24 protein-coding genes are annotated in these 25934 nt (G+C 64.9%); 10 read left to right on the forward strand and 14 right to left on the reverse strand.

Going from position 1 to position 25934, the window contains the following annotated elements:
- Positions 1 to 34: 34 nt before the first annotated feature.
- Both VIM95_RS13175 and VIM95_RS13180 read left to right on the forward strand, forming a co-directional pair.
- Entirely contained in the window at positions 35 to 475 is a 441-nt protein-coding gene (locus VIM95_RS13175; protein WP_331986351.1) for a carboxymuconolactone decarboxylase family protein, read from the forward strand.
- A gap of 16 nt (positions 476 to 491) precedes the next feature.
- Positions 492 to 899, forward strand: a complete 408-nt coding sequence (locus tag VIM95_RS13180) for a cupin domain-containing protein (protein WP_331986353.1) — start codon at positions 492 to 494, stop codon at positions 897 to 899.
- Between the two features lie 60 nt (positions 900 to 959).
- Here VIM95_RS13180 and VIM95_RS13185 read toward each other — a convergent pair whose 3' ends face one another.
- From VIM95_RS13185 to VIM95_RS13220, 8 genes are all read right to left on the reverse strand, one after another.
- On the reverse strand, positions 960 to 1760 hold the full coding sequence (locus VIM95_RS13185; RefSeq protein ID WP_331986355.1) for a helix-turn-helix domain-containing protein: 801 nt from the start codon (positions 1758 to 1760) through the stop codon (positions 960 to 962).
- Between the two features lie 29 nt (positions 1761 to 1789).
- A complete protein-coding gene (locus VIM95_RS13190) occupies positions 1790 to 2185 on the reverse strand; it encodes a response regulator transcription factor (protein WP_331986357.1) in 396 nt (131 codons plus the stop codon).
- A 383-nt stretch (positions 2186 to 2568) separates the two neighbouring features.
- Entirely contained in the window at positions 2569 to 3201 is a 633-nt protein-coding gene (locus VIM95_RS13195; RefSeq protein WP_331986359.1) for a response regulator transcription factor, read from the reverse strand.
- Positions 3198 to 4487, reverse strand: a complete 1290-nt coding sequence (locus tag VIM95_RS13200) for a PAS domain-containing sensor histidine kinase (protein ID WP_331986361.1) — start codon at positions 4485 to 4487, stop codon at positions 3198 to 3200. Before VIM95_RS13200 ends, VIM95_RS13195 begins: the two co-directional genes overlap by 4 nt.
- 78 nt (positions 4488 to 4565) lie before the next feature.
- Positions 4566 to 5588 carry an alcohol dehydrogenase AdhP gene (adhP, locus tag VIM95_RS13205; protein ID WP_331986363.1) on the reverse strand — a complete coding sequence of 341 codons (1023 nt, stop codon included), beginning with the start codon at positions 5586 to 5588 and terminating at the stop codon, positions 4566 to 4568.
- 84 nt (positions 5589 to 5672) lie between these two features.
- A complete protein-coding gene (hemN, locus tag VIM95_RS13210) occupies positions 5673 to 7049 on the reverse strand; it encodes an oxygen-independent coproporphyrinogen III oxidase (RefSeq protein WP_331986365.1) in 1377 nt (458 codons plus the stop codon).
- A 79-nt stretch (positions 7050 to 7128) separates the two neighbouring features.
- Positions 7129 to 8109, reverse strand: a complete 981-nt coding sequence (locus tag VIM95_RS13215; RefSeq protein ID WP_331986367.1) for a hypothetical protein — start codon at positions 8107 to 8109, stop codon at positions 7129 to 7131.
- An 8-nt stretch (positions 8110 to 8117) separates the two neighbouring features.
- Positions 8118 to 9611, reverse strand: a complete 1494-nt coding sequence (locus VIM95_RS13220) for a hypothetical protein (protein WP_331986369.1) — start codon at positions 9609 to 9611, stop codon at positions 8118 to 8120.
- A gap of 258 nt (positions 9612 to 9869) precedes the next feature.
- Here VIM95_RS13220 and VIM95_RS13225 point away from each other — a divergent pair, with 258 nt between their 5' ends.
- Entirely contained in the window at positions 9870 to 11393 is a 1524-nt protein-coding gene (locus tag VIM95_RS13225; protein ID WP_331986371.1) for a sigma 54-interacting transcriptional regulator, read from the forward strand.
- Between the two features lie 265 nt (positions 11394 to 11658).
- Here the strand turns inward: VIM95_RS13225 and VIM95_RS13230 are convergent, their stop codons facing one another.
- From VIM95_RS13230 to VIM95_RS13240, 3 genes are all read right to left on the reverse strand, one after another.
- Positions 11659 to 12204: a hypothetical protein gene (locus VIM95_RS13230; RefSeq protein ID WP_331986373.1), complete on the reverse strand. Its 546-nt coding sequence runs from the start codon at positions 12202 to 12204 to the stop codon at positions 11659 to 11661.
- Positions 12201 to 14384 carry a protein kinase domain-containing protein gene (locus VIM95_RS13235; protein WP_331986375.1) on the reverse strand — a complete coding sequence of 728 codons (2184 nt, stop codon included), beginning with the start codon at positions 14382 to 14384 and terminating at the stop codon, positions 12201 to 12203. Before VIM95_RS13235 ends, VIM95_RS13230 begins: the two co-directional genes overlap by 4 nt.
- A gap of 99 nt (positions 14385 to 14483) precedes the next feature.
- The gene (locus tag VIM95_RS13240; RefSeq protein ID WP_331986377.1) at positions 14484 to 16388 is read right to left on the reverse strand and encodes an ATP-dependent helicase; all 1905 of its coding nucleotides are present in this window, start codon (positions 16386 to 16388) and stop codon (positions 14484 to 14486) included.
- A 245-nt stretch (positions 16389 to 16633) separates the two neighbouring features.
- Here VIM95_RS13240 and VIM95_RS13245 point away from each other — a divergent pair, with 245 nt between their 5' ends.
- The 3 genes from VIM95_RS13245 to VIM95_RS13255 are packed head-to-tail and all read left to right on the forward strand — an operon-like array spanning position 16634 to position 19350.
- A complete protein-coding gene (locus VIM95_RS13245) occupies positions 16634 to 17632 on the forward strand; it encodes an ABC transporter substrate-binding protein (RefSeq protein ID WP_331986379.1) in 999 nt (332 codons plus the stop codon).
- Positions 17633 to 17657: 25 nt separating this feature from the next.
- The gene (locus VIM95_RS13250; RefSeq protein ID WP_331986381.1) at positions 17658 to 18458 is read left to right on the forward strand and encodes an ABC transporter ATP-binding protein; all 801 of its coding nucleotides are present in this window, start codon (positions 17658 to 17660) and stop codon (positions 18456 to 18458) included.
- 28 nt (positions 18459 to 18486) lie between these two features.
- On the forward strand, positions 18487 to 19350 hold the full coding sequence (locus tag VIM95_RS13255) for an ABC transporter permease (RefSeq protein WP_331986383.1): 864 nt from the start codon (positions 18487 to 18489) through the stop codon (positions 19348 to 19350).
- A gap of 149 nt (positions 19351 to 19499) precedes the next feature.
- On the opposite strand, the gene VIM95_RS13260 is transcribed toward VIM95_RS13255, so the two are convergent.
- The 3 genes from VIM95_RS13260 to VIM95_RS13270 form a co-directional block, all read right to left on the reverse strand.
- Positions 19500 to 20894 carry a sensor histidine kinase gene (locus tag VIM95_RS13260; protein WP_331986385.1) on the reverse strand — a complete coding sequence of 465 codons (1395 nt, stop codon included), beginning with the start codon at positions 20892 to 20894 and terminating at the stop codon, positions 19500 to 19502.
- Positions 20884 to 21558 (reverse strand): response regulator, encoded by a 675-nt coding sequence (locus tag VIM95_RS13265; RefSeq protein WP_331986387.1) that lies wholly within the window; start codon positions 21556 to 21558, stop codon positions 20884 to 20886. Before VIM95_RS13265 ends, VIM95_RS13260 begins: the two co-directional genes overlap by 11 nt.
- A 92-nt stretch (positions 21559 to 21650) precedes the next feature.
- Complete coding sequence (locus VIM95_RS13270; protein ID WP_331986389.1) at positions 21651 to 22169, reverse strand: hypothetical protein; 519 nt, start codon at positions 22167 to 22169, stop codon at positions 21651 to 21653.
- Positions 22170 to 22604: 435 nt separating this feature from the next.
- Here VIM95_RS13270 and VIM95_RS13275 point away from each other — a divergent pair, with 435 nt between their 5' ends.
- From VIM95_RS13275 to VIM95_RS13290, 4 genes are all read left to right on the forward strand, one after another.
- Positions 22605 to 23180 (forward strand): DUF4255 domain-containing protein, encoded by a 576-nt coding sequence (locus VIM95_RS13275; RefSeq protein ID WP_331986391.1) that lies wholly within the window; start codon positions 22605 to 22607, stop codon positions 23178 to 23180.
- A 2-nt stretch (positions 23181 to 23182) separates the two neighbouring features.
- Entirely contained in the window at positions 23183 to 23986 is an 804-nt protein-coding gene (locus VIM95_RS13280; RefSeq protein WP_331986393.1) for a hypothetical protein, read from the forward strand.
- Between the two features lie 21 nt (positions 23987 to 24007).
- On the forward strand, positions 24008 to 25567 hold the full coding sequence (locus VIM95_RS13285) for a phage tail sheath family protein (protein WP_331986395.1): 1560 nt from the start codon (positions 24008 to 24010) through the stop codon (positions 25565 to 25567).
- An 80-nt stretch (positions 25568 to 25647) separates the two neighbouring features.
- Positions 25648 to 25934 (forward strand): phage tail protein (locus tag VIM95_RS13290; RefSeq protein WP_331986397.1); only part of this gene is annotated, 287 nt, incomplete at its 3' end.

Genomic DNA, 25934 nt, shown 5'->3' on the forward strand with positions numbered 1-25934 from the left:
TCTCACCAACTCACTGCAAACAAGGAGCAAGACCATGCAAAGCCGCATCGACTTCTACACCGCCTCTCCCGAAGCCCTGAAGGCCCTGATCGCACTGGAAGGCTCGGTCAACAAGCTGGGGCTGGAGCCCGAACTCTTGGACCTGATCAAGCTGCGCGCCTCGCAGATCAACGGCTGTGCCTTCTGTGTGGACATGCACACCACCGATGCCCGCAAGAAGGGCGTGGGCGAGCGCCGTCTGAGCGGGCTCACGGTGTGGCGCGAGACGCCCTTTTACACCCCGCGCGAACGTGCCGCCCTGGCCTGGACAGAAGCCGTGACCCTGATCTCGCAGACCCATGCGCCGGACGAAGACTACACCGCCATGCTGGGTGAGTTCAGCGAGAAGGAGATTGTTGACCTGACCCTGGCAATCACCACCATCAACAGCTGGAACCGTATGGCGATCAGCTTCCGCAAGATGCCGGCGGCGTAAGGCGGCCATGATGAGGATGCGCAGCTGGATCTCCATCGCCGCACTCGGGCTGGCCAGCCTGTATGGTGGCCTCGCCGAGGCCCACGAGGCCGGCCAGGAGACGGCCTCGGTACTGCAGGCCAAGGCACTGCCAGATGCACCAGGCAAGTTTGGGGTGGTGGCCTTGGTCAGCTTCGAGCCGGGGCAGGCCGCTACACCGCACCTGCACGACGGCTCGCTGTTTGCCTATGTGCTGGAAGGCGAGGTGGTCTCGCAGATGGCTGGCGAGGAAGCGGTGACCTACCGGCAGGGCGATAGCTGGTACGAGATACCGCGCCTGGGCCATCCGGTGGCCCGTAACGCCAGCACCAGCAAACCGGCGAAACTGCTGGTCTGGGCGCTGATCGGCGAAGGTAAGCCGATCAAGGAGCCCTTACCGCAGTGAGGACCCGCAACAGGTACAAAAAAGGCCCCAATGATTTGGGGCCGTTGCATATGGGCTGGACTAGTGAACAACGCCGCTGGCGAGGGCGCGCTCTGCCTGGGTGATCTCGGCCAGACGGGCGAGGTCGGGAATGCGGACATGGCGCTGGTGCACCGCGATCAAGCCCAGCTCATCCAGCCGCGACAGGGTACGGCTGACCGTCTCGAGCTTGAGGCCGAGGTAGCTGCCTATCTCTTCGCGCGTCATGCGCAGGTGGAATTCATGGGCCGAATAGCCGCGTGCCGCAAAGCGCCGCGACAGGTCCAGCAGGAATTGGCCGACCCGTGCCTCGGCCCGGCCGGTACCGAGTTGCATGGCCATGTACTGGCTGCGGCTGATCTCGCGGCTCATCAGCTGCAATAGCTTGCCCAGCAAGGCCGGCACTTCGGCGCAGCGACGGTTGAGGTCGGCGTACGGGATGCTGCAGACTTGGCTGTCTTCCTGGGCAATGGCGAACAGCTGGTGTTCCTGAGTGTCGATGCCGTCGAGGCCGAGCAATTCGCCACTCATGCTGAAACCGGTGACCTGCTCGCGCCCGGCGTCGTCGAGGGCACAGGTCTTGAAGCAACCGCTCTTGACCACGTGGATGGCGTGGAAGGCTTCTCCGGCGCGGTATAGAGCCTCACCGCGCTTCACCATGATCTTGCTGGCGGTGCCGGCCTGCTTGGCCTGCTTCTCGGTCCGCCCGGTGGCAAGGCACAGGCCGTGCATACGGCAGCTGGTGCACAGTGGTTCGGCTGCGACCATGGGCTGCCAGTTCACGGCAGACAGGGCGGCGGTTTCTGCACTGTTGGAGGAGAGATCGGTGAAGTAGCTTTCCATGGCGCACATCCTTTCTGGGCGATTCGTTCTCAATGGGTACGCGGCTTGAGCGCGAGCCAGGCGAGCAGATCCCTCACCTGGGCAACATCGGTGCTCTTGTCGTAGAAGTAGCTGGCACCCGCGGCCAGGCAGAGGCGGCGGTACTGGCTGTCGGCGTGGTTGGTCAGCACGGCGAAGATGATGTCCGGCGCATCCGGGTGCACGCGGCGCAGCACATCCAGGCCGCTGCCTTCCAGGAGGCGCAGGTCCAGCACCACGCAGTCCGGCTGCTGGCGCAGGATGTCGCTGACCGCCTGCTCGGCAGTCTCTGCCATGCCGACCACTTCGGTGGCGGGAATGGCGGCGATCATCTCGACCAGCCGCTCGCGTATGGCGGGCGAATCGTCGACGAGATAGATGCGGGTGGAGGGGGCCTGGGCTGACATGGCGTCAGTATCGGTACTTGGCCCGGGCGCAGGTATCAGCGGCCTACCTGCGCTGGGGGTAGGCGGGCTCTGCAAATCGGGGTAGGCGGATTCCTAAGGGAGGAAGCCTAAGGCAATAGATGCCGCAGCGCGCCGCCCGGCGATCCCCGCAGGGAGGAGGCCGAAGTAGTAAGCCACCTGAAGGTGGCAACGACTTCGCTCAGTCGGGCGCTTTAGCGCTACAAGATATCAACGATTCCCCGCGCTGATTTGTTCCGGGCCCCCATGGCCCCCGAGCGCTGCACGCACAGGTTCTAGACGCTAAAGCGCCAAGAACTCTGGCGTCCTCTTTACGAGGGGGGAGCCTCGCTGGCGCGAGACAGGGCACGCATCTCGTGGACTACTTACTCGAACAGCCTGTGCTCGACCGCGTAGCGGACCAGCTCGGCCTGGCTCTGCATATTCATCTTCTGCAAGAGGCGCGCCTTGTGGGTGCTGACCGTTTTAACCGAGAGGTGCAGCTGTTCGGCGATGTCGGTGACCAGCTGGCCGGCCACCAGGCGCTGGAAAACCTGGTATTCGCGGTCTGAGAGGGTGGTGTGCAGCGGGGTCTCGGCCTGCGGCATGGCCTGCAGGGCCAGCATCTGGGCAACCTCGGCACTGATATAGGCACCGCCACCGGCTACCCGGCGGATGGCCGATACCAGCTGGGCCGAGGCGCTTTCCTTGGTCAGGTAACCGGCCGCACCGGCGCGAATGGCGCGGATGGCGTACTGGTGCTCCTCGTGCATGGTCAGCACCAGTATGCGTAGCGCCGGCGCCTCGCGGCGGACCTGCTTGATCAGCTCGATGCCACTCTTGCCGGGCATGGACATGTCGAGCAGCAGCAACTCGAAGCCACCCCGGCGGATGGCCTCCAATACCTCGTCGCCATTGCAGGCCTCGCCCGCCACCTGCAGGTCGGGCGTGGCCTGCAGGAGTTGCTTGAGCCCTTCGCGGACGATGGTGTGGTCGTCGGCCAGCCAGATGCGGATCATGCGGTGGCCTCGCGCTCGGTGGGCAGCGGCAGGGTCACGGCGATATGGGTGCCCTTGCCGGCGGTGCTGTCGATCTGCGCCAGGCCACCCAACAGATAGGCCCGCTCACGCAGGCCCAGGAGGCCATAGGAATTGGGTTTGCGGGCTTCGTCGGTAGAGAAGCCACGGCCATCGTCCTGGATGTCGATCAGTACCTGTCCACCATCCTGGCGCAGGCTGATGCGTACCTCGGTGGCGCGGGCATGGCGGGCGATATTGGTCAGCGACTCCTGCACGATGCGGAAGATGGCGGTGGCGATCGGGTCGGGCCAGCAGGCGTCGGGGTCGTCCATGTTCAGGTGGCAAGGCACGCCGCTGCGCTGGCTGAAGTTCTCGACCAGCCATTCCACCGCCGCGACCACGCCGAGGTCGTCCAGGATCAGGGGGCGCAGCTCGGTGGAAATGCGGCGCGTGGAAGCCACGGTATTGTCGAGCAGGGTCTGCATCTTGGTGAGTTTGTTGCGGGTCGCTTCATCGGTGCCGGGCAGTTGCGACTGCAGCCAGTTCACATCCATTTTCAGGGCCGTGAGCGCCTGGCCCAGCTCATCGTGCAGCTCGCGGGCGATGCGGCTCTTTTCCTGTTCGCGTACCGAATGCGCGGCGGTGGCGAAGGTGCGCAGCTCCTCGCGCGATTCGCGCAGTGCGAGTTCGGTGGCCACCCGCTGGGTGACGTCGCGCAGGATCACGGTGTAATAACGTGCACCATGCTCGTCCACATGCGAGATGGAGGCATCGATAGGGAACTCTTCGCCATTGCGGCGCAGGCCGGTGATGATGCGGTCCGCCCCCATGCGGCGCGAGCTGGCGCCGGTCTGGCCAAATTGGCGCACGTGCGCGCCATGCGCGCCGCGGTAGCGGTCGGGGATAAACCAGTCGAGCGGTGAGCCCAGCGCCTGCTCGCGTGAGCAGCGGAACATGTGCTCGGCCGCGGCGTTGAACAGCACGATGCGCTGGCGCTGGTCGACGATGATGATGGCGTCCATGGCCGATTCGACGATACCGCCCAGGCGTACCTGGATATCGTGCAGCTCGGCGCGGGTGGCCTGCTGGCGGTGCAGGCGCAGACCAGCCAGGATGGCGATGCCAGCGCCGCAGAACGCGGCGACCAGCAACATGGCCCGTGGCTGCCAGCCACACAGCCCCAATATGGCAGCCAGCAGCAAGAGCGCCGCCAGCCAACCGAGCTTGTCAGTGGCAAAGCGGCGCAAGGTGGCCTGCGCGGATGGCGCGGTGGAAGTCTGCTGCACCCTGACCCTTTACAATGGCGATATGGCGTGAATGCCGCCAGTTTGCCACCAAACACGCTTGAGGGTCAGGCATAAGCATCAAAACCGGAGCACGACGCGGCCGTCTATCTTCCCGTCCTGCATACGGCCGAAGATCTGGTTGATATTGTCGAGCTTGTCGGTACTGAAGTGCGCTTGCACTTTGCCTTCACCGGCAAAGGCGATGGCCTCGTTGAGATCCTGCCGCGAACCGACGATGGAGCCGCGCACGGTCTTGGCATTGAGCACCACATCGAAGATGGGCAGGCCGAAGTCACCCGGTGGCAGACCGACCAGGGACATGGTGCCGCGCTTGTGCAGCATGCCCAGGCCCTGGGCGAAGGCGCTGCGCGAAACGGCAGTGATCAAGGCACCGTGTACCCCGCGCAGTTGCTTTTGCAACTCCACCGCCGGGTCGAGTTCGGCGGCATTGAGGGTCAGGTCTGCACCCAGCTTGCGTGCGAGGGCCAGCTTGTCGGCACTGACATCGACCGCCACCACATGAAAGCCCATGGCTCGGGCGTACTGCACCGCCATATGGCCGAGCCCACCTATGCCCGAGATGGCCACCCAGTCGCCGGGTTTGCACTCCAGCATCTTGAGCCCCTTGTAGACCGTCACCCCGGCACAGAGTACCGGCGCAGCGGCGTCGAAGGCCAGATTGTCCGGCAGGTGGCCCACATAGGCAGGATCTGCCAGCACGTATTCGGCATAGCCACCGTTCACGGTGTAGCCAGTCATCTGCTGGCTATCGCAGAGTGTCTCCCAACCGGTCAGGCAGTGCTCACAGCAGCCGCAGGCAGTGTGCAGCCAGGGTACGCCCACCCGGTCGCCTTCGCGGATGCCACGCACACCGGCTCCCACCTTGGCGACATAACCCACGCCCTCGTGGCCGGGGATGAAGGGCAGGGAGGGCTTGACCGGCCAGTCACCGCGCGCGGCGTGCAGGTCAGTATGGCAGACCCCGGAGGCCTCTACCTTGACCAGTACCTGGCCGGGCGGTACCTCGGGGATAGGCACCTCCTCGATGACCAGCGGCTGGTCAAAGGCATGGACGACGGCGGCTTTCATCAAGGTGCTCATGGCGGGCTCCGGTGGCGGTTGGATAGGCTTACCTTGCCACTGTCCGGTATGGGCGATGCTGATCTACATCAAACTCGCTGCCGCTCAGATAACCTTGGAGTAGGTTCCCGCCTTGCGGCCCTCGCGCAGATAGCGGTCGAACACCATGGCGCTGGCGCGGGCCAGGAAGCGGCCGCGCGGGGTGATATGGAGGCCTTGCGGACGGACTTCCAAGAGGCCATCCATTTCCAGTGTCTTGAGCTCGGCCAGTTCCAGCGCAAAATAGCGCTGGAAGTCTATGCCCCAGCGTGCGTCAAAGGCAGCGAAGTCCAGTTCGGACTGGCACAGCAAGGCCTGGATCACCTCGCGGCGCAGGGCGTCGTCCTGCTCCAGCACGTAGCCGCGTGCCTCGGGCAGATAGCCGTGATCGAGCGCGGCGTAGTAGTCGGCCAGCTCGCGGTGGTTCTGCACATAGTGCTCGCCCGCCTTGCCGATGGCCGATACACCCAGGCCGATCAGATTGCAGTCGGCGTCGCTGGCATAGCCCTGAAAATTACGCTGCAGGCGACCCTCCTTGAGGGCCACTGCCAGGCTGTCGTGCGGCAGGGCGAAGTGGTCCATGCCGATATAGACATAACCTGCGTCCATCAGACCGTTCACCGCCTGCTCAAGGAGCGCCAGCTTGCCCTCGGGCGTGGGCAGATCGGCATTGGCGATACGCCGCTGCGGCATAAAGCGTTCGGGCAGGTGGGCATAGCTATAGAGCGCAATGCGCTCTGGCCGCCAGCCGATTACTGTTTCGAGGGTGCGCGCCATGCTACGGCTGTTTTGCCGTGGCAGGCCGTAGATCAGGTCGAGATTGATGGAGCGAAAGCCCAACGCTCGCCCGCGTTGCATGGCCGAGCTGACCCAGGCTTGCGGCTGGACGCGGTTGATGGCCACCTGTACGTCCAGGTCCACGTCCTGCACACCCAGGCTCATGCGGTTGAAGCCATGGCCGGCCAGCCGTTCCAGCGTCTGCTCGCCCAGCCGACGGGGGTCGATCTCGATGGCGCATTCGGCGTCCGCCTCAAGCGGGAAGCTGGCCTTGAGCATGTCCATCAGCCGGTCGAGCTGGGCGTCTGTCAGGAATGTGGGGGTGCCACCACCCAGGTGCAACTGGCGGAGCGTGGTGCCCGCGGGTAGCTGGGTGCGGCGCAATGCGACCTCGCGTTCCAGGTAGTCCAGGTAGCGGTCGGCCAGGCCGCGGTCCTTGGTGGTGACCTTGTTGCAGGCGCAGTAGTAGCAGACCGTGTCGCAGAAGGGGACGTGCACATAGAGCGAAAGCGGCCGCTCGGCGCGGGCCAGTGCCTGGCGGTAACCATTGCCATCGTAGCTGGCATCGAAGCGGTCCGCCGTGGGGTAGGAGGTATAGCGCGGCCCCGGCCGGTCGTAGCGCTGGACCAGGGCGGCGTCGAAGCGGGCGGTGGGGATGGCAGACATGGCGAGGGCTCGGGCTAAGGATACTGCCGCAGCCTAGCCCGGCCGCGTTCACGCTATCTTGATCCGGATCAAGCACGACTCAAAGCTGCACGAACACCTCGGAGTAGACCATGCCGTCCATACCCCGGTTCAGTCTATGGGCCTGGGGATGGGGCAAGGCTTGCGGTCGGCCGGTCGAGGTGCGCAGCTCCACCCTTATGTTGTCACCGGGGGCCTGCTGCAGCGGCAGGGGTTGGGGGGCGACAAAGATCTGTGCGGTGCGTCCACCCAGCAGTGCCTGGCCGGGTTGACGCTGGAAGACCAGCGGTTCACCGTCCTGATCCTGCCATTGGGCGACGATCTCCAGCGGTAACGGTTTGTGCTGCCGGGGTGGCTGGACGATGTAATAGCGCCAGCGGGTCTGACGGGCGTTCAAATCGAGGCGATAGCACGGTGCCTGAAATGGCGCCGAGTTGCTTGGCAGGCGTAATTGGGCCGGGTGCAGGCTGATCACGCCCCATAGTCCACGGCTACCTTCCTTGGGGAGCCAGGGCCGCAGCCTGGCATCGCGTTGTGCTGCCACCGCGCGGGCGATCTCGCTGCGTTCGATCGGGTGGACCACATGGTCGGGGGGCAGCCAGGAGGTGTTTGCGCCGGCGTCGGCAGCTGGGTAGGGCAGGCGGTGCTGCGACAGGCAGCCATCTGCGGCCAGCAGCGGAATGGTTTGTGTCGAGCCGGGTGGCGCGCTGAGGTTGTCGAAATAGAACAGCTGCTCGCTGGTCTCACCATCCGTCGGCAAGGGGAGGTGGGTGTAGTTGTCCAGGGCTGGATCGTGACACTGGAGCACGAAGGTCAGCGGGTCGGGCTCAGCCGCGAGTGCGGTCCAGTCGCCATGCCTGCCGGCCAGGGCATACACGCTGCCTCCGCCAGGCTCGCTACGAAACACCAGTTGGTGCCGGGACAGCAGTTGCTGGCAACCATGGGTGGGGTGCAACGCCAGGGGCATGCAGATGCCGTGGGCGAAGTAGCCATGCCGGCACTGTATGCCGAATAGCTGCAAGCTGTGATCGGGCGCGGACATGGCGAACCTCAGCAATGGATACGCAGGTTGTGGTGGCGGGTCAATGCCTCGCCTGGAAGATGGCCGCGCCAGCCGGCCAGCACTGCCGGATCGGGACGTTCGGGACTGGCGTGTGGGACCACGATCGGGTCCTGGTGCTTCGGCAAAGGCCACAGCACGCTGCCGGGCAGGCTGTAGCGCAGGATCAAGGCGGTGAGCAAGGCTTGCTCCAGCGCAATGGGGCTGGGTCTTGCCTGGCCCCGGACCAAAAGGCCGGCCAGCCAGAGGGTTGTGGCCTGCCGCTCGGCACGTTGCAGTGCCTCGCCAGCCAGACCAGCTTGCATAAGCATGCCCGGCAGCATGTCCAGTACCCGCTGATAGCTAGCGTGCTGGCTACCCAATAGCAGTGCCGTTACACGATGCTGGAAAGCCGCGTCGGGCAGGCGCGCCAGCTGGCGGGCGGCGGTGGGCCCCAGCAAGGCCAGCTCGTGGAGCACCAGGCTATCCGGCAGGCCGGCAAGCCAGGCGGACAGGTTGAGCCCGGCACCACGGGACAAGCAGGCCGGCCAGGCGCCGTAGCGCAGTAGCATGCGCAATTGGAAGCTGGCCGAGCGGTCGCGCGGCAGCATCTGTTCGCCATCGGCCTGCAGGGCGCGTCTGAGCAACCGGCACCAACTCAGTTGCCGCTCAATTTGCGGCAACTGAGCTGCCGGTGGATGCAGGTAGGCTCGACCGGTAGGCGGCAGCAGCAGGGTCAGCAGGCGGATCAGCTGTGCTTCGTCCAGGCAGGCGACCAGGGCCGCCTGCCAGTGCACGCCGGCCAGGTCACGCAGCATGCCGACCAGGGCATCCGGCGCGGTCTGCAACAGGATGGCGACCCAGCGGCGGCGCAAGGCACTCTCGACCTGGGGGCTGGCGGGGGCCTGGCTGAGCCAGCCGGCCAGTTGTGCCAGCAGATCCTGCTCAGACGGTCCAGTACTTGGGCGAGCCTGTGGGGCGTAGGGCAGGGCGGCGATGGCTTCCTCGGCCTGTGCCAGCAGGCAGGCGGCCAAGCGAGAGTGCTGGCGCTGCCTGGGGGACAGCGCCAGATAGAGCCGCTGCAGCAGGGCACGCTCGGGCAGGTTGGCGTAGATCGCCAGGTGCTGCAGGGCAATGCGCAGCAGGCTGGCCTCGTCGAGCTGGGCATCCTGTGGTAGTTCGGCCCAACGGGCCAGCGCGGCGTCATGCAGTAATTGACCGAGCTCGCTGCCGATGGCGCCGCGCAGCCGGGCCAGTTCGACCGCCTTTTGCAGCGCCAGCAAGAGGCGGCATAGCCAATGCGCCTGCTGCGGCGCCAGCAGGCGCCACATGGGCAGGTATAGGTGGGGGGCGAGGGCCAGCAGCAGCTCATGCCGGCCGGCGGCCTGGGCCAGTAGCGGCTTGAGCTGCAGGCGCAGGCTGGTGGCGTTGCCGTGCCCTTGATGCAACTGCGCCAGTACCTGCTGGCTGGGCGCGAGGTGGTGTTCCGGGTGGTTGCTGTGCATGGTCGTGCTCCCATTCCCGGGCTGGGCCCGGGTTGTTCTTCTGACGCGTGCTGCGTTTTGAAGAGCACTACTCAAGTTCCATGCCATGCCTGAATAGGGCTTTACAGGCGCTATTGGCCACCGGTTGGTGGGATTGGCGTGTCAATTGACGTGTAAACCCGCTGCAGTTGACACGCCCGGAGGGCGCGCTGATTTACACTAGGGCACAGGTGGCGGCAGAGGCCGCTACACTGAGCGCAAAACAATACCTACCCGCCCATGATCGATAGTGACCTGACCCTGCCCAGCCCCGGTACCCAGCTGGCGCCCACCAGCCAAGCCCTGCTGGGCCTGACCGTGCTTTGGCATCCACACCCTGAACGGGTGGGTGAGCAGGCGGTCCTTTCTGATCAAGGGCTCTCCTGGCAGCTCAACCGCTTTCTGCCCTTGTTCCGTGCACCCGGTGCGGCCGAGGGGCTGCCGCTGGGGGAGCGCTGCATAGGTCGTGAACCCATCGTGCTCGAGCGGCAGGGCGAGGACGTGCTGCTACGCATACCCCCTGGCCGCATGCAGGTGGACCTGAACGGCCAGCTGTTGGAGGGCGAGCATTTGCTGAGCCGGGCTCAGCTGGCCCAAGGTGCGGTGCTGGGGTTGGGCGGTGCGGTGCTGCTGTGCCTGCATTGGGTACAGACCCTGCCGCGGCTGGGCGATACGGCCGGCCTGATCGGCGTCAGCAGTGCCATGGTGCGGGTGCGGGAACAGATCCGCCAGGTGGCCGATACCGATCTGGCCGTATTGCTGCTGGGCGAGACCGGCACCGGCAAGGAGCTGGCGGCTCGTGCCATCCATGCCGCCAGCCGGCGCAAGGCGCTGCCCTGGGTCAGCGTCAATATGGCGACGCTCAGCGAATCGTTGGCTGCGGCGGATCTGTTCGGCGCCAGCAAGGGGGCCTATACCGGTTCCCAAGGTGCGCGGCAGGGTTATTTTGCCGAGGCGGGCGGTGGCACGCTGTTCCTGGATGAGATCGGCAATACCCCTGAGGCGGTGCAGCCCATGTTGCTGAGGGTGCTGGAGACGGGTGAATACCGGCCGCTGGGTGCACCGCGCAACGAGCTGTCGCAAGCTCGGTTGGTGGCCGCCACCGACCAACGGCTGGATGCCGGCGAGTTCAACCAGCCCCTGCTGCGGCGGCTCGAAGCCTTTGTGATCCGGCTGCCAGCCTTGCGCGAACGGCGCGAGGATATCGGTCTCCTGATCGTGCACCTGCTCGCGCAATGGCAGGCACAAACTGGCGTGGCGGTGAGTTTTGAACCTGGCTTCGTGCGCGAGCTGTGCTGCTACGACTGGCCGGGCAATGTACGCCAGTTGGCCAATGTGGTCCGCCGCGCGGCCCTGGCCCGCCAGGTCGACGATAGCCCCAGCCTGAGCGAGCTCTTGGGTGTGGTGGTTGGGGTGGCGCCGCTTTCGGCCGGTCTGGAAGTCGCCGGCAACGACGCTAACGAGGTTACGCCGGTGCGGCGGATCCGGCTCGCCGAGTTGAGTTCGGCGCAGCTGATCGATGCTTTGGAACAGCAGGCCTGGCAGATCAAGGGTGCCGCCGCCGTGCTGGGCATCTCCCGGCCCTCGCTCTACAAACTGCTGGAAGCCCACCCTGACATCCGCAGCGCCGACGCCATCGACGAAGCCGAACTCCTGGCCGCCTGGGATGCCTCGGGCGGCGAGCTGACTGCCTGCGCTTCTCGCCTGCGCACCCCCAGCGAAGCCCTCCGCCGCCGCCTGCGCGCGCTGGGTTGCGTAGCCTAAGCGACCAACAACTTTCTTCGAGGTCTCTACGAATACTTCGGGTTCAAGGCGCGCAAATTTAGGCCGTCGGTGTCAGCGATCGCTGTGGCAAATCGGAGGTGCCGACGAGCGTCAGCGAGGTTCCCCGCTGGCGGGCGGGGTGTGTGGGGGCTAGATAAAGAGGTAGGGCCAGGCCATCTCAGTCCTCGCAAACGAAAAACGCCCGGGTTTCCCGGGCGCCTCAAATGCAACCTATCGTCTGGAAGTGGTCAATAAGCAATAGGCCCTAGCGGGTACCGTTGCCCACTTCACTCTCCGGATCAAAGGTATAGACCCGCAGGAAGGGCTGGCCACCCGGGCCGTTGGTGATCAGCACGGTCACGTACAGCGACAGCTCCCAGCGACCGTTGTGCTGGCCCACGGTGAGGGCGTTCTGGCGCTGGAAGTGCAGGTGGCGGAAGCCATCGATCACATGCGGATGGCCCTTGGGGTTGATATCGGTGATCAGACGTGCGGCGAGGTCCGGACCGACGAACAGCGAGGGGCGGGCGTAGGTCGCCACGTCCAGCAGCTCGTCCATGGCGATGATCTGAGGCCGGGTCAGGATGGTGCACTCGAGGATCTGTACCTGGAATTCCGGGTAGAGCAGGGCGTTGCCGGTGGCCGTCAGGTTGAAATCCAGCGTCTCGCCCTTGAAGAAGCGGACACCGCCGGCGTAACGGCCGCTCTTGGGATGGGCGTTGGTGTCGTCAACCGACCAGACGAGCTGGTTGCTGACCTGGGCGATATCGAAGCTGACGTCGATGCGGGGTTTGATGAGCGATGTCGTCATGTATTTCTCCCTAGCAGTAGTTGTTGGTAGCGGGGTTCACGCCTTAGTTTGATCAAGTCCGGTTCAGACTCGAACAGCGAGACAGGGTAGCCGAGCGATATGGCAGTTTCGGTTTCGCTCAGCGCCTGGGCCCGATCCCCAAGCAACTCGTAGGCCAGCACGGCGCGGAAGTGGGCATCGGGGTTGTCCGGCGCGCTGGCAAGGCCGCGCTGCAGCCATTCACGTGTGACCGCGCCGTTGCCGACGCGGGCATGGTAGAGCGCGCCGCGTGTCAACAAGGTGGCGTCGCCTGGGCGTCGTGACAGCAGGGGTTCGAGCAGCTGGACCGCTCGCTTGTAGGCCTGGCCGGCCTCCTGTTCGCGGCCCGGCACCCAGCGCAGGGCATCACCCAGGTTGGCCCACTTGAGGTAGTCATTGGGACTGCCCTTGGCACCCGAGGCGGCCCGCTCGAAGGCCTGGGCGGCGCCCAGGTAGTCGCCGCGGGCGTACAGGGCGGTACCGAGATTGCTGTAGAGCGGTCCGCTGGGGCGGATCTGCAGGCCTTGCTGCAGTACCTGCAGTGCTTCGTCCAAGCGGTTCTGCCGCACCAGCGCGGCGTTGAGGTTGGCATAGGCGTAAACGGCATCCGGCTGCAGTGCGATGCTGTCGCGGAAAGCGGCCTCGGCGGCCCGGTAGTCGCCCTGCTGGTAGCGCAGGGTACCCAGCAGGTCGGTGAACAGGCGCTCGCGCGGATAGTGGCCCATGGCCAGCCGGATCACCTCCTCTGCCTCGGCCCGCTTGCCCTGCCGCAACATCAGCTGCGCCTTGCCATTGAGGGCGTAGAAGTTGCGCGGGTCCAGCGCCAGCGCCCGCGTCTCGCTGGCCAGGGCCTCCTCCAGCTTGCCCTGGTGCTCCTGTACCCAGCCCATGGCGGCATGGGCCAAGGCCAGTTGGTCGTCCAGCTGCAGCGCCAGCTTGGCGCTGGCGTCGGCCCGCTGCAGCCAGGTCTCGTCCTTGCCGTCGCCGGCGTAGCGCAGGCTGTAGGCGATGGCGAGGCCGGCGGCGGCGGCGGCATGTTGGGGGTTGTACTGCAGGATCTCCTTGAAGCGATCGGTTGCTGCCTGCAGCTCGTCGTCGCGATCGAAGTTATGCAGCGCCGCCATGCCGGCATTCATCAGGCTGGCCTCGGAGGGGCGGGGGGCGAAGGCGTGCTGCACATCCAGCTGGCGGTAGGCGATGGCGCCACCCACCAGCAGGGCCACGCCCAAGAGGCTCAGCAGCAGGGCCTTGCGGCCAAAACGTGGCACCAGGGTGCCGTCGAGTACCCGGCCCTGCCGGCGCAAGGCAGGCGCACGGCCTTCGCGTACTTGCCGGGCCGCTTCGCATACCGCCTGCATGGAGGTGGGGCGCAAAGCCGGCTCACGCGCGGTCATCTGCCGGACCAGCGCGGCGCAAGCGGGGCTGACGCCCTCGGGCAAGGGCCACGCCTCGGGGCGTGACTGCATATGGGCAGCGGCCAGCGCCAAGCCGTGCAGGCCGGCGAAGGGGCGTTCGCCCGCCAGGAGTTCGTAGAGGATGACACCCAGGGCGTAGATATCGCTGGCGGTATCGGGTTGGCGGCCCAATAGCCGTTCCGGCGCCATATAGGCGATGGTGCCCTCCTGGCCGGTCTGTGAACCCGAGCCGGTGGCCAGCGGGTCGATCTGGCGGGCCAGGCCAAAGTCGAGGATGCGGATGCGGCCGGTGGGCTCGACCATCAGGTTGGAAGGCTTCAGGTCGCCGTGCACCAGTTGCGAACCGTGTGCCTGGGCCATGGCAGCGGCAATCTGCTCGATGATCTCGAGTGCCCGGTGCTCGTCGGGTTGCTGCTCGCGAATAAACGACTGCAAGGTGCTGCCTGGCACCATTTCCATGACGATGAACTGGCTGTCGTCCTGGCCGTCGATGGCGAAGATATCGACAAAGGCATCGTGGTTGAGCGAGGCGGCGAGGCGGGCTTCGGTCAACAACTGGTCGGGGCGCAGCCCCTCGGTCACCAGCTTGAGCCGCTTGACCGCCACGCTACGGCGCAGCCGGGTGTCCCAGGCTTCGAATACTTCGCCGAAGCCGCCCTCACCCAAGCGCCGCCTGAGGGCGTAGTGACCCAGTGTCTCGTCGGCCGGCTCGGTATTGTCGGGCGGGTTGGCGGTATTGGCGTCCATGCAGGGCGTTCTGGTGCTGCGGATGAGCGATTGTGCATGGAATCCGCGGCGCCATCAAAGCGCAAGGGGGCGCCTGTGGGGCATTACGCAGCAAGCCGGCTAGCTGCCCTGGCTGCGGATCAGGAACAGTCCATCCATGGCGCGGGTCGTGGCAACGTAAAGTTCACGTGACTGCTGCAGGCTGGCGCCCACTTCGAAGTGGGGGGCCCAGTCCTGTTCGCCTGCTGCCGGCAGGATCACGTAAGGCCACTCATTGCCCTTGCACTGCAGTACCGAGGTCAGTACCACCTTGTCCGCCAGGCGCTGGCGGTTGTGGAAGTAACGCTCGGCCAGGGTATCCAGTTCCTGAGCGTAGGCGGTGGCGCCTTGCCGTACGATGCGACCGGCCTGCTGGTTGAGGGCGCTGCGGGTGGCCTTCAGCGCAGCCGGGGTGGGGGCGAGGGCGTAGAACCACTTCCACACGCCCATCTGGTCCAGCCAGCCGGTCAGGGTTGCACCGGTACAGGCGCCGGTAGGTTGGCCCAGCTGTAGTCGCAGTAGCGCCAGGGCGTCGCTGCATTGGTCGGTGCGGTAGTCGAACTGACCGGATTCATAGTTGTAATGGCGCAGCATGTCCTGCAGGGTGGCGGCCTTGTCGGCCGGCATGCGCGGTATGCTGGCCAGCAGGGTCAGCGCCCGGCAATCGAGGTAGCCGTAGTCCTTGGGCTGGTACCAGCCGGCCAGCAGCAGGCCGGCCCGCAAGATCAGCGCCTCGCGGGCGAGGTGGTAGGGAGCAATACCCTCGCAGCGGTAGGGCAGGTTCTGTGCGTGCAGGGTGCTGCAGAGCGGGTAGGCCAGCTGTGGCTGCGGCACGATGACGGCAATGTCCTGGCCGGCCACACCGTCCTCGCGCAGGCGGTTGATCAACTTGGCCGTGGCGGCCGTCCAGTCCTCGCCCGCCGACAGGGTCTTGACCGGGGTGCTGGCCTTGGGACGGGCCTTGATACCGGCTGTGTCGGCATGGATGCGCTTGAGCAGATTGCCGGCGGATTTGGCGAGCGGCGTGCCAAAGCGGTAGGTGATCGAGAGTGGCAGCGTTTGGTTGAGGGGCAGATGGTCGGTGAACTGCTCGAAGGCCGAGAAGGGCGCAAGGCCCCGCCATTCGAAGATGTCCTGGCCCCGATCACCCACCACCACGAGCCGGCAGCCGGCGCGGGCCAAGGCCAGCAGGATCTCGAAGTGAACCGCCTTGGTGTCGTGGAACTCGTCCACCAGCACGTGGCTGACCGGCTTGGCGCGCAAAAAGGCGGTGATGGCTTCGGGCTCTGCGGCGAGGTCATGGGCGGCATCGCCATGACGCAGGAAGTCCAGTCGCTCGCGCTGCTTTTCGTATTCGCGGTACAGCCGGTGCGCCCAGGGTGGTAGTCCCAGGCCCTGCAGGGCGTAGGCGATGGTCTCCTGATCGAAGCTGTCGGCCTCGTCCAGGTCGATATTGCAGAACGGCGACTGGAAGAAGGTGCGGCTGATCTTGAGGTTGTCGACCAGGTCCAGGCAGTAGGCCACGTCGTCGTGGCTGCTGCCTATGGTGGCTTCATCGTCGTCATCCCGCTGGGCATTGAGCAGGTGGATGGCGTCCAGCATGGCGGCGTAGGCACGATCGTCGCCTTGCAAGGCGTGCCCGGTAGCGCCGGACCGCCAGTATTTGAGCGTGGAATGGTCGCGCAGGCAGCGCAGGGCGAAGGCGTCGAAGGTGGCGGCAACCGACTTGAGCGCCGCGCCACTGAGCTCGGGCCGGCAGCAGGCCTGGTACTGCTCGCGAAAGCGCTGCTCGCCACGGGTCGAGAAGGTCAACACCAGGGCTTGTTGGCCCTGCCGTTGCAACCGGTCGTAGAGCAGGGCCAGGGCGGTGGTCTTGCCGGTGCCGGCGGTGGCCTCGATCAAGAGATGCTCGCCACGCACGGCCGAAGCTGGCCAAGCCAGGATCTGGTTCAGCTCGTCAGTCAGGATCAGCTCGGGCGCGGGCATGGGGGCAGCTTTCAGGGGTACGGCAGGGGGCGGCCATTGTGCATGATAGGCGCCCGCCTAGCCACGCAGGTCTCCTGCAAGGCGATTGAAAGCGATCTGAAAGCTTGGGCTGCTACTTTGGCTGCCACATAGAGTCCGTACTCCAATCGGACCATGGAGACAGTGGGCCACCTGCCCGGGTGCGGTGCCCATCGCCAGATACGGCCGGCGGCATGCTGGCCAGACTACATACCAAGAGAGACGACATGAAGACCCTAGCCTTGCGTACCGCCTTCCTGCTGGGCGCGCTGACCGCTGCCGGCAGCGCCTTTGCCGACGACAAGATCATCATCATGGTCGGTGGCATCGAAAAGCAGATCTACCTGCCGGCCCGCCTGACTGAGGAGCTTGGCTACTTCAAGGAGCAGGGCCTGGATGTGGAGCTGCAGAGCGAGCCCGCTGGCGTGAACGCCGAGAACCAGATGCTGGCTGGTGCGGTGCAGGGTGTGGTGGGTTTCTATGACCACACCATCGACCTGCAGGCCAAGGGCAAGGCCGCCATCTCGGTGGTGCAGTTCAGCCAGGCGCCCGGCGAGGTGGAGCTGGTCTCGGCCAAGCTGGCCAACGTGATCAAGTCGCCGGCCGACTTCAAGGGCCGCAGTCTCGGGGTCACCGGGCTTGGTTCCTCCACCAACTTCCTGACCCAATACCTGGCCGCCGCCCACGGTGTGAAGCCCAGCGAAATCACCCCTGTCCCGGTCGGTGCCGGCAATACCTTTATCGCCGCCATGAAGCAGGGCCGCATCGATGCCGGCATGACCACCGAGCCGACCATCTCGCACCTCTTGAAGGAAGGCGAAGCCAAGATCCTGGTCGACCTGCGTACGCCCGAGGGCACGCAGAAGGCACTGGGTGGGCTCTACCCGGCCGCCTGCCTCTATATGCCCACCGCCTGGGTCAATACCCACCGCACCCAGGTGCAGAAGCTGGCCAATGCCTTCGTCAAGACGCTGAAGTTCATCAATACCCATAGCGCAGCGGATGTTGCCGCCAAGATGCCGGCCGACTTCTACGCCGGCGACAAGGCCGGGTATATCGCCGCACTGGCCGGCAGCAAGACCATGTTCACCGCCGACGGCCGCATGCCGGTCAGCGGTCCGCCCACCGTGCTCAAGGTGTTGCAGGCCTTCGACAAGGAAGTGCAGGGCAAGACCATAGACCTGACCAAGACCTACACGGCCGAGTTCGTGTCCGCTGTCCGCTAAGCCCTGCCCGAGAAGGAGAGAGAACATGACGCATGCTGCTTCTACGGTGCAGGACGAGGTCGCCATCGAGCTGAACAACGTCACCCGCCGGTTTGTCAGCCCCGAGGGTAAGGTCATTCCGGCCCTGCAGAATTTTTCCTTGCAGGTCCGCCGGGGCGAGTTCGTCGCGGTGGTCGGCCCCACCGGCTGTGGCAAGTCCACCACCCTGGGCCTGATCACCGGCCTGGCCAAGCCCAGCGCTGGCACGGTGCGGCTGTATGGCCAGCCGGTAGCGGACATCGACCCGCGCATCGGCTTCGTCTTCCAGGCCGACGCCGTCTTCCCCTGGCATAGCGTGCTGCAGAACGTGGCGGCTGGGCCCATCTTCCGTGGCATGGCCAAGGAAGTGGCAATGGAAAAGGCGCGCGACTGGGTGCGCCGGGTGGGCCTGGCAGGCTTTGAGGCGCACTACCCGCACCAACTGAGCGGTGGCATGCGCAAGCGGGTGGCGCTGGCGCAGACCTTTATCAATGAGCCGGAAGTCCTGCTCATGGACGAACCCTTCTCGGCCCTGGATGTACAGACCCGGGCGCTGATGCAGGAGGAGCTGCTGCAGCTCTGGGCCGGTAACAAGGCCTCGGTGGTGTTCGTGACCCACGACATCGAGGAAGCCATCGCCTTGGCCGACCGGGTGTTCGTGCTGACCCGTGGCCCGGCCACGGTCAAGGCGGTCTACGACATCGATCTGCCGCGCCCGCGTGATCTGTCCGAGGCACGTTACTCACCGCGCTTTATCGAGCTCTCGCGCAGCATCTGGCGCGACCTGCAGAGCGAAGTGACGATCTGATCGCCCGCTGACTAAAGGGAAGACGAATATGAATGCCGAAGCAACAAGCAGTCTGCAACAAGAGATCGCGACCATGGAGCAGGCCGCCAAGGCCGCCATCCACCGTCGCTGGCAGTGGGTCTATTTCCTGCGCATCGCCGTGCTGGTGGTCACCCTGGGTGGCTGGGAGCTGGCTGGGCGCATGAAGTGGATCGACCCCTTCTTCTATTCCATGCCCTCCGACATCGCCAAGCAGATCTGGGTCTGGTGCACCGAGGGAACCTCGCAAGGCCCGCTGTGGGTGCAGGTGCTGGTGACCCTGGAGGAGACCACGCTGGGCTTTTTGATCGGCTCGGTGATGGGTGTGATCTGCGGCGTGGCGCTGGGCCGTAACCGTCTGCTGGCGGATGTGTTCAGTGTCTATATCAAGGTGGCCAACTCCATCCCGCGCGTGGTGCTGGGCTCGGTGTTCATCATCGCGCTGGGCCTGGGCATGGCTTCCAAGGTGGCGCTGGCGGTGGTGATGGTGTTCTTCGTGGTGTTCGCCAATGCCTTCCAGGGCGTGCGTGAAGCCGACCGTAACCTGCTGGCCAATGCCCGTATCCTGGGCGCTTCGCACCGCCAGGTGACCATGTCGGTAGTGCTGCCCTCGGCCATGACCTGGATCCTTGCCAGCCTGCACGTGAGCTTCGGCTTCTCGCTGGTCGGTGCCGTGGTCGGCGAGTTCCTTGGTTCGCGCCAGGGCATTGGCCTCTTGATCGCCACGGCACAGGGGGCATTCAATGCCGCCGGCGTGTTCGCCGCCATGATCGTGTTGGCGGTGGTGGCCCTGCTGGCCGAGTTCCTGCTGACCCGGCTGGAAGACAAATTGCTGAAGTGGCGCCCGCCGCAATTCAGCGATCAGTCTGCTTAGAAAAGTGCAGCTGTGGCGATGGTCTGTGTGCGCAGATCTTCGCCCGGTGCCCCTGTGCGGGGGCGCTGAAGCAGACAGCCACCCTTGGGTGGCTGTTGCACTTTTCCTCGTAGGGGAAAGGGTGGCTTTCCCGCCGTTGCAGCCGGGACCTACGGCGGTGGGAAAGTCAGTCTGACCACGGTGCCGCTACCCTCGGGTGGTGCCGATAGCTCAAGGGCGATGCCGAAGCTGCGCGCGATCTCGCGCACGATGGCTAAGCCCAGGCCGCTACCCGGCAAGTCTTCGCCATGCAGGCGGTAGAAGCGCTCGAATACGTGTTCGCGCTGATCCTCGGGGATGCCAGGACCGTTGTCCTCCACCGTCACGATCAAGCCGCCTGTTTCGTCCTTGCACGTACGCACGGTGACGATGCCGCCACTGGGCGTATAGCGGATGGCGTTGTCCACCAGATTGCTCAGCAGTACGGCGAGCTGATGGCGGGTACCGCGCACCGGCAGGCTGCCTTCCTCACCCTCGTAGCCCAGGTCGATCTGTTTTTCCTGTGCCACCAGTGCCAGCTCCTCCAGTACCTGGCGGATTACCGGCAGCAAATCGAGTTGCTTCACGGTTCCGGGGCGCAAGAGTTTGGCGTCGGCCTCGGTATAGGCCAGAAGCTGCGCCACCAGCCGGATATTGCTGCGCAGCCCCTGTCGCAAGGCGCGCAGGGCGGCGTCTTTTTCCTCGATGGTTTGCTGGCGCAGGGCATAGCTGACCTGGGTGTTGAAGACAGTCAGCGGGGTGCGCAACTGGTGCGAGGCTTCGCCGATAAAACGATCGTGTTCGGCCATCTGCTCGCCCAGCCGTGCGATATAGTCATTCATGGCGGCGACCAAGGGTTGTAGCTCACTGGGCATGGGGCCGGCATCGAGCGGGGTCAGCACGCCGGGCTGGCGCTCGGCCATCCGCCGCCGCAAGGTCAATAGCGGCGCCAGGGCAAACTGCAGCGCCAGCAGGATCAAGACGGCCGTCGCACCCAGGATCATGAGGTGGTCACCGGCAGAGCGGCGCCAGAGATCACTGGCCAGGGCCTTGCGCGAGTGCAGGGTCTGGCCGACTTCGACCCTGACCAGGGCCTCGCCACCCGCGGCGAAGACCGGCTGGGCAAAAGCCACCACGTGCACCGGTTCATCACGCATCACGCTAGGGAAGAACAGATATTGTTCGGACTTCAGCGCGACGGTCGATTGGGCCATCTCGTAGTAGCCGGAGAGCAGGTTGCCCTCGGGCGTGGTCACCCGGTAGTAGACCTGGTCGGGCCGGCTGCCGTCGGCGGCGGAATCGAACAGCTCCAGCGCTGCCGGCGGCAGGCTGAGGCTGTAGTTGCCGTCGACAAAGCGCACCTGCTCGGCGATTACCCGGGCAGAGCCCAGCAGCTGGTTCTCCTGCACCAGGCGGGCGATATGGTCGGCGCGCAGATAGCCCACCGCCACGTCCAGTACCGCCAACAGGCTCAGCGGCAGCATGGTCCAGGCCAGGAGCTTGGTACGCAGGCTGTTAAATGGCATCGCGCGGCTTCAGGAGGTAGCCCAGGCCACGCAAGGTGACGATGGCGGCGCTGCTGGCCTCCAGCTTCTTGCGGACCCGGTGCACATAGACCTCGATGGCGTCGCTGGAAACATCCATCTCCAGTGCGAACAAGGAGGCGGCCAGGCTCTCCTTGCTGAGGGTACGGCCCTGCTTGAGCATGAGGGCTTCGAGCAGGGTGTGCTCGCGCGGGGTCAGTACCAGATCGTCGCCCGCTACGCTGAAGCGGCGGCCCACGGTGTCATAAGCCAGGTCGCCGCAATAGATCACCGGCATGGCATGGCCCTGCGCACGGCGCAGCAGGGCACGTACCCGCGCTTCCAGCTCGGCCAGCTCGAAAGGCTTGGCCAGATAGTCGTCTGCCCCCAGGTCCAGGCTGCCCACCCGGGCTTGCAGCTGGGTATTGGCGGTCAGTACCAACACGGGCACCTTGCTGCCGCGGCTGCGTAGGCGCCGCAGCACGCCGTGGCCGTCGAGCCGGGGCAGGCCCAGGTCGAGGATGACAAGGTCGTAGGGCTCGGTGTGCAGCACCTGATCGGCGTGCTCGCCATCGTGCAGGCAATCCACCGTATAACCCTCGTCGCGCAATGCCTTGGATAGCCATTCGGCCAGGCCGGGATTGTCTTCAACGAGGAGCAGGCGCATGGTCAGGAATAGGGGGAACGAATACCCGCCGATTATGCGCCTGGATGCGCGCCGACGGCAGCCTGCTGGGTACCGGCAAGCTCCGTTGAGCTTCAGTCCGGCGGTGCAGCGCCGGTCTTGCCTGGGTGCCAGGCCTGCTCCCAGGCGGCCTGTGCCGCTTGGCGTGCCAGTGGCCACGGCAGACTGCCATGTCGGCGACGATACTCCGCCTCGAGGCGTGGCTCGGCAGCGGCGAAGTCGAGGTGGGGGTAGACCAGTCGGCCCAGGTGACCGACCTGGTAGGCCGTGGCGAAGCTGGCATAGTCGCCCTCGCTGGCAAAGGCCTGCTGCGTATGGTGGCGTCGCCAATGGGCGTCTTCATCGCCCAACCTGGGGGGTGTGGCTTGCTCCAGCCTACGACCCAAAGCGGCGCCAAGCAACAGACCTGCCGCTGCCAGGCCGTAAGACCAGCCGGCGCCGGCCTGGCCCGGCAGTGGGCCGATAAGCAGCGCCAGCAAGAGACCCGCCAATGCACAGGCCAGGGCAAGGGGATATCGACCGCTGGCACGTCGGCCTGTGGTGAGATTCGAGGCTCGGAACAGCCTGCCCGGTGGGGAGAGTGGAAGTTGCATGGAGTGACCTCCTGGTCGGCTGGCCCGGAGGGCATCGCCGTTTCGCCACTATGTGCGATCTTTACCTGTTTGCCGCTCTGACCCGCATTGTGGGCGACGGGTTCATCACCTTAGGCCGGTGGCCGCCGGACGGTGGGTTGGGGAGGGCCTCCCTCGGGCGAGGTAGGGAAAATGCTGAGTAGTGGCCCTGCGGGCCATCCTGTCCGGAATCCGGGGTTGTCGCCTCGTGCCCAGCACCCAGGGGGTGAATTGGGGGCTGTCGCCCTGCCCACATTTTGCCTAGGTGAGCTCAGCAGAGCGTCAGCTTGGCCGAAGCCAAAATCAGTTTTGTGCCGATATCCCTATTCCAAGCCTAGGCCAATGATGGCAAGCAACCGTCGTGGCGGGCCCGGAACCGCTGCGACTTTGCCCATCGTCCATAGTCGGGATCGTAGTGTGATAGACGCCGCCATTGGCCTGCTTGCCAGTCAGCTCAACCAGCACCTGCGGCGATGCTTTGTGCTGACCGAGGACATTGTTGCCGTCTCCAATCTGCAGGAGCCGGATGGTACGCCGGTGCACCTGGCGAGCAATAAATTGGTGCTCTTCCTCAACGGCCTGGAGCGGGAGACGGCAGCACACCGAGGACAAGGTGGAGGCAGCTTGTCCAGGCTGGGTAGCCTGGTCGGGTCGGAGCCGGTATTCGTCAATCTGCTGCTGATGGTTGCCGCCAACTTCAGCGGCAACAGCTACCCCGAAGCCTTGAAGTTCCTCTCCAGTGCCATTGCCTTCTTCCAGAGCAAGTCGGTATTCGACCACCAGAACACTCCTGAGCTGGATGGGCGGCTGGAACGCCTGCTCTTGAATATCGAGAACCTGAGCAGCAGCGAGATGCACAGCCTGTGGACCATACACGGTGGCCGTTATATGCCATCGGTCCTGTACCGGGTACGCATGGTCAGCCTTGATGGAGATGGCGTGCTGCGCCGTGAGCCGTACATCCAGGCGACCGACGAAAAGGTGGGGAGCTGAGTATGCGGCGCTACCGCCTGCTGCTCTCGATCGAGCTGAGCCATGAATATTACGAGGCCGGCAGGCCGCGTGGCCTGCAACTTATGCCCAGTGACGAGACTGCCGCTTTTCTGGACCGGCATGGCGTGATCGTAAAGCCGCTTGGCGACCGTTTGGCGCTGGTGATCGAGGAGGGCGCCCTGGCGGGTTTGTGGCAGGAGCGCCTGCAAGGGACGCACCCGCGCCAGCTGCGCTTTCGGCTGCGGGCCGCCTTGCCCGAGCTGCTGTTGTGTACCGATACCGCGGCGCTGCCCCAGCGGTTGGCGCCAGATGGTGCAAGTGCAGGCAGTCTGGTGCCGGTGGCCAGCCTTGCGGCCGTGGTTTCCTTGCGGCGCGATCCGGGTCTGTTGGTGGAGATCGATCTGCCACTGGTCACGGCGGATATCGCCGATCCAGCGCAGTGGGCACAGGTACCTGAGCGTACCTATCGGGTGAGTCTGCCGGCACGCCGTACGGTATGGAAGTACCTGCTGCTTGGTGACTGGCCGGCGCCGGCCATACGCCTGGTAGACCTGCAGGGCGAGGTGCAGTTTGGCGAGCCGGAACAGGAGTTGCTGCCCGATGGCGCCGCAGCCTGGGCGATACGCTCACTCTCCGCCATACGTCTGCAGGAGCAAGGCCGGCAGCGCTTTCAGCTGCGTACCGGCAGCGAGCTGGCTGAGCGGGTGCTGGTACAGCGCCTGCCGGTGGCGGCCCCTTCGGGGCTGCGTTACGAATCCGTCCGCGACGTACCGACCGCCGTGTCGGAGATTTTCATCAACCGTTGATTTTCGCTACAGGAGTTTGAGATGGGTGCTATGAAGACGCCTGGCGTCTATATCGTCGAAAAGAATGCCTTCCCCAACTCCGTGGTGGAAGTGGCAACGGCCGTGCCCGCCTTTATCGGGCACACCCAGAAGGCCGACAACCGTAACAAGCCGCTGACGCTGAAGCCCTGGCGGATCAGCTCCATGACCGAGTATCACCAGTACTTCGGCTTCGGTCCCAATCCGCGTTTCAACATCGCCGAGAATACCGACGCAAGCCGTTTGCCGGCCTTCAGCGTGGGTGACAAGGGCTATGTGCTGGAGCAGCCCGCCGGCAAGGATGGTGGCAGCTACGGGCTCTACTACGCGCTACGGCATTTCTTCCAGAACGGTGGCGGACCCTGCTACATCGTTTCGGTCGGTGATTACACCCAGGACCTGGATCGCGAAAAATTCGAGGCCGGCATCGCGGAGCTGCTCAAGGAGCAAGAGCCGACCATGCTGTTGATCCCCGAGGCTGTACGGCTGTCGCTCGATGGTTGCATCGATCTGCAGAAAGCCATGTTGGCACACTGCGGCGGCACCATGCGCAACCGGATCGCGATCCTGGATATCTGGGAAGGCTACAAGCCGCGTAACGACCCCAGCGGTGACCCGGTGGCCAACTTCCGCGACAAGCTGGGTATCAACTATCTCGACTTCGCCGCAGCCTACTACCCCTGGCTCAACAGTACCGTCATCGGCGAGAAGGACCTGACCTACGAGAATATCGCGACCGATTCGGCCGAGCTGCTCAAGCAGCTGCTGCGACAGGATCTGCAACTGCCCGCGGATGCCGCCACGGCCACGCCCAAGGAGAAGAGCTATCTGACGGCGATCGACGATATCACCAAGGATTGGAAGGCGGCCGATTCGACGCTGAGCGACCTGGATGTGGAGAACAACAAGGCGCTGCTCAACAAGACCCTGACCTCGGTCAGCGGCCTCTTCAACACCATACTCGGCGAAGCTCGCCAGCAACTGAACCTGCTGCCACCCGGCGCTGCCATGGCGGGTATCTACACCATGGTCGACAACAGCCGCGGCGTCTGGAAGGCGCCGGCCAATGTCAGCCTGGCGGGCGTGGTGTCGCCAACCGTCAGTATCTCGGCGGTGGACCAGGAGGACCTCAACGTTACGGCGCAGGGCAAGTCCATCAATGCCATCCGCAGCTTCATTGGTGAGGGGGTGCTGGTATGGGGGGCGCGCACGCTGGATGGCAACAGCCTGGATTGGCGCTACATCAATGTGCGGCGGACCATGATCATGCTGGAGGAGTCCTGCCGTCTGGCTGCCAAGACGCTGGTGTTTGAGCCCAATGTCGCCAATACCTGGGTCACCATCCGCAGCATGATCCAGAACTTCCTGACCAATATCTGGAAGCGCGGCGGTCTTGCCGGCGCAGTGCCGGAGGATGCCTTCAGCGTCCATGTGGGCCTTGGGGAAACGATGACGCCCGAGGACATACTCGAAGGGATATTGCGCGTCACCGTGCTGGTGGCCATGGTCAGGCCGGCCGAATTTATCGAGATCACCTTCCAGCAGCAGATGCAGAAGTCCTGAGGCAGAAAAACTGGCGGGTGCCGGTCAGGCAGTCACGGACCGGTGCCATTGGTTAGCACAAGCATAGATGGAGAAATCTCATGGCAGACGATGGTTCGGCGCAATCCTCAAATGTATGGCCCTTGCCCAAGTTCCACTTCCAGGTGAAGTGGGATAGTACGGTGATGTCCTTTGAGGAGGTATCCGGTCTGGATGTGGAAGCGCAGCTGATCGAATACCGGCAGGGCGATAGCCCGCAGTTCTCCACGGTCAAGATGCCGGGGCTGAAGAAGTTCGGCAACGTGACCATGAAGAAGGGTGTCTTCAAGGCGGATAACAAGTTCTGGGACTGGTTCAACCAGATCAAGATGAACACCATCAAGCGTGT

It is taken from the genome of Chitinimonas sp. (assembly GCF_036568685.1).
GTDB lineage: Bacteria > Pseudomonadota > Gammaproteobacteria > Burkholderiales > Chitinimonadaceae > Chitinimonas.

Coding starts and splice junctions, on each gene's coding strand:
- VIM95_RS13175 (WP_331986351.1), top strand. CDS start 35: ATGCAAAGCCGCATCGACTTCTACACCGCCTCTCCCGAAGCCCTGAAG.
- VIM95_RS13235 (WP_331986375.1), bottom strand. CDS start 14,384: ATGGACGCCAATACCGCCAACCCGCCCGACAATACCGAGCCGGCCGAC.
- VIM95_RS13185 (WP_331986355.1), bottom strand. CDS start 1,760: ATGGAAAGCTACTTCACCGATCTCTCCTCCAACAGTGCAGAAACCGCC.
- VIM95_RS13255 (WP_331986383.1), top strand. CDS start 18,487: ATGAATGCCGAAGCAACAAGCAGTCTGCAACAAGAGATCGCGACCATG.
- VIM95_RS13260 (WP_331986385.1), bottom strand. CDS start 20,894: ATGCCATTTAACAGCCTGCGTACCAAGCTCCTGGCCTGGACCATGCTG.
- VIM95_RS13230 (WP_331986373.1), bottom strand. CDS start 12,204: ATGACGACATCGCTCATCAAACCCCGCATCGACGTCAGCTTCGATATC.
- VIM95_RS13225 (WP_331986371.1), top strand. CDS start 9,870: ATGATCGATAGTGACCTGACCCTGCCCAGCCCCGGTACCCAGCTGGCG.
- VIM95_RS13180 (WP_331986353.1), top strand. CDS start 492: ATGCGCAGCTGGATCTCCATCGCCGCACTCGGGCTGGCCAGCCTGTAT.
- VIM95_RS13245 (WP_331986379.1), top strand. CDS start 16,634: ATGAAGACCCTAGCCTTGCGTACCGCCTTCCTGCTGGGCGCGCTGACC.
- VIM95_RS13215 (WP_331986367.1), bottom strand. CDS start 8,109: ATGTCCGCGCCCGATCACAGCTTGCAGCTATTCGGCATACAGTGCCGG.
- VIM95_RS13240 (WP_331986377.1), bottom strand. CDS start 16,388: ATGCCCGCGCCCGAGCTGATCCTGACTGACGAGCTGAACCAGATCCTG.
- hemN (WP_331986365.1), bottom strand. CDS start 7,049: ATGTCTGCCATCCCCACCGCCCGCTTCGACGCCGCCCTGGTCCAGCGC.
- VIM95_RS13190 (WP_331986357.1), bottom strand. CDS start 2,185: ATGTCAGCCCAGGCCCCCTCCACCCGCATCTATCTCGTCGACGATTCG.
- VIM95_RS13280 (WP_331986393.1), top strand. CDS start 23,183: ATGCGGCGCTACCGCCTGCTGCTCTCGATCGAGCTGAGCCATGAATAT.
- VIM95_RS13285 (WP_331986395.1), top strand. CDS start 24,008: ATGGGTGCTATGAAGACGCCTGGCGTCTATATCGTCGAAAAGAATGCC.
- adhP (WP_331986363.1), bottom strand. CDS start 5,588: ATGAGCACCTTGATGAAAGCCGCCGTCGTCCATGCCTTTGACCAGCCG.
- VIM95_RS13195 (WP_331986359.1), bottom strand. CDS start 3,201: ATGATCCGCATCTGGCTGGCCGACGACCACACCATCGTCCGCGAAGGG.
- VIM95_RS13220 (WP_331986369.1), bottom strand. CDS start 9,611: ATGCACAGCAACCACCCGGAACACCACCTCGCGCCCAGCCAGCAGGTA.
- VIM95_RS13265 (WP_331986387.1), bottom strand. CDS start 21,558: ATGCGCCTGCTCCTCGTTGAAGACAATCCCGGCCTGGCCGAATGGCTA.
- VIM95_RS13250 (WP_331986381.1), top strand. CDS start 17,658: ATGACGCATGCTGCTTCTACGGTGCAGGACGAGGTCGCCATCGAGCTG.
- VIM95_RS13270 (WP_331986389.1), bottom strand. CDS start 22,169: ATGCAACTTCCACTCTCCCCACCGGGCAGGCTGTTCCGAGCCTCGAAT.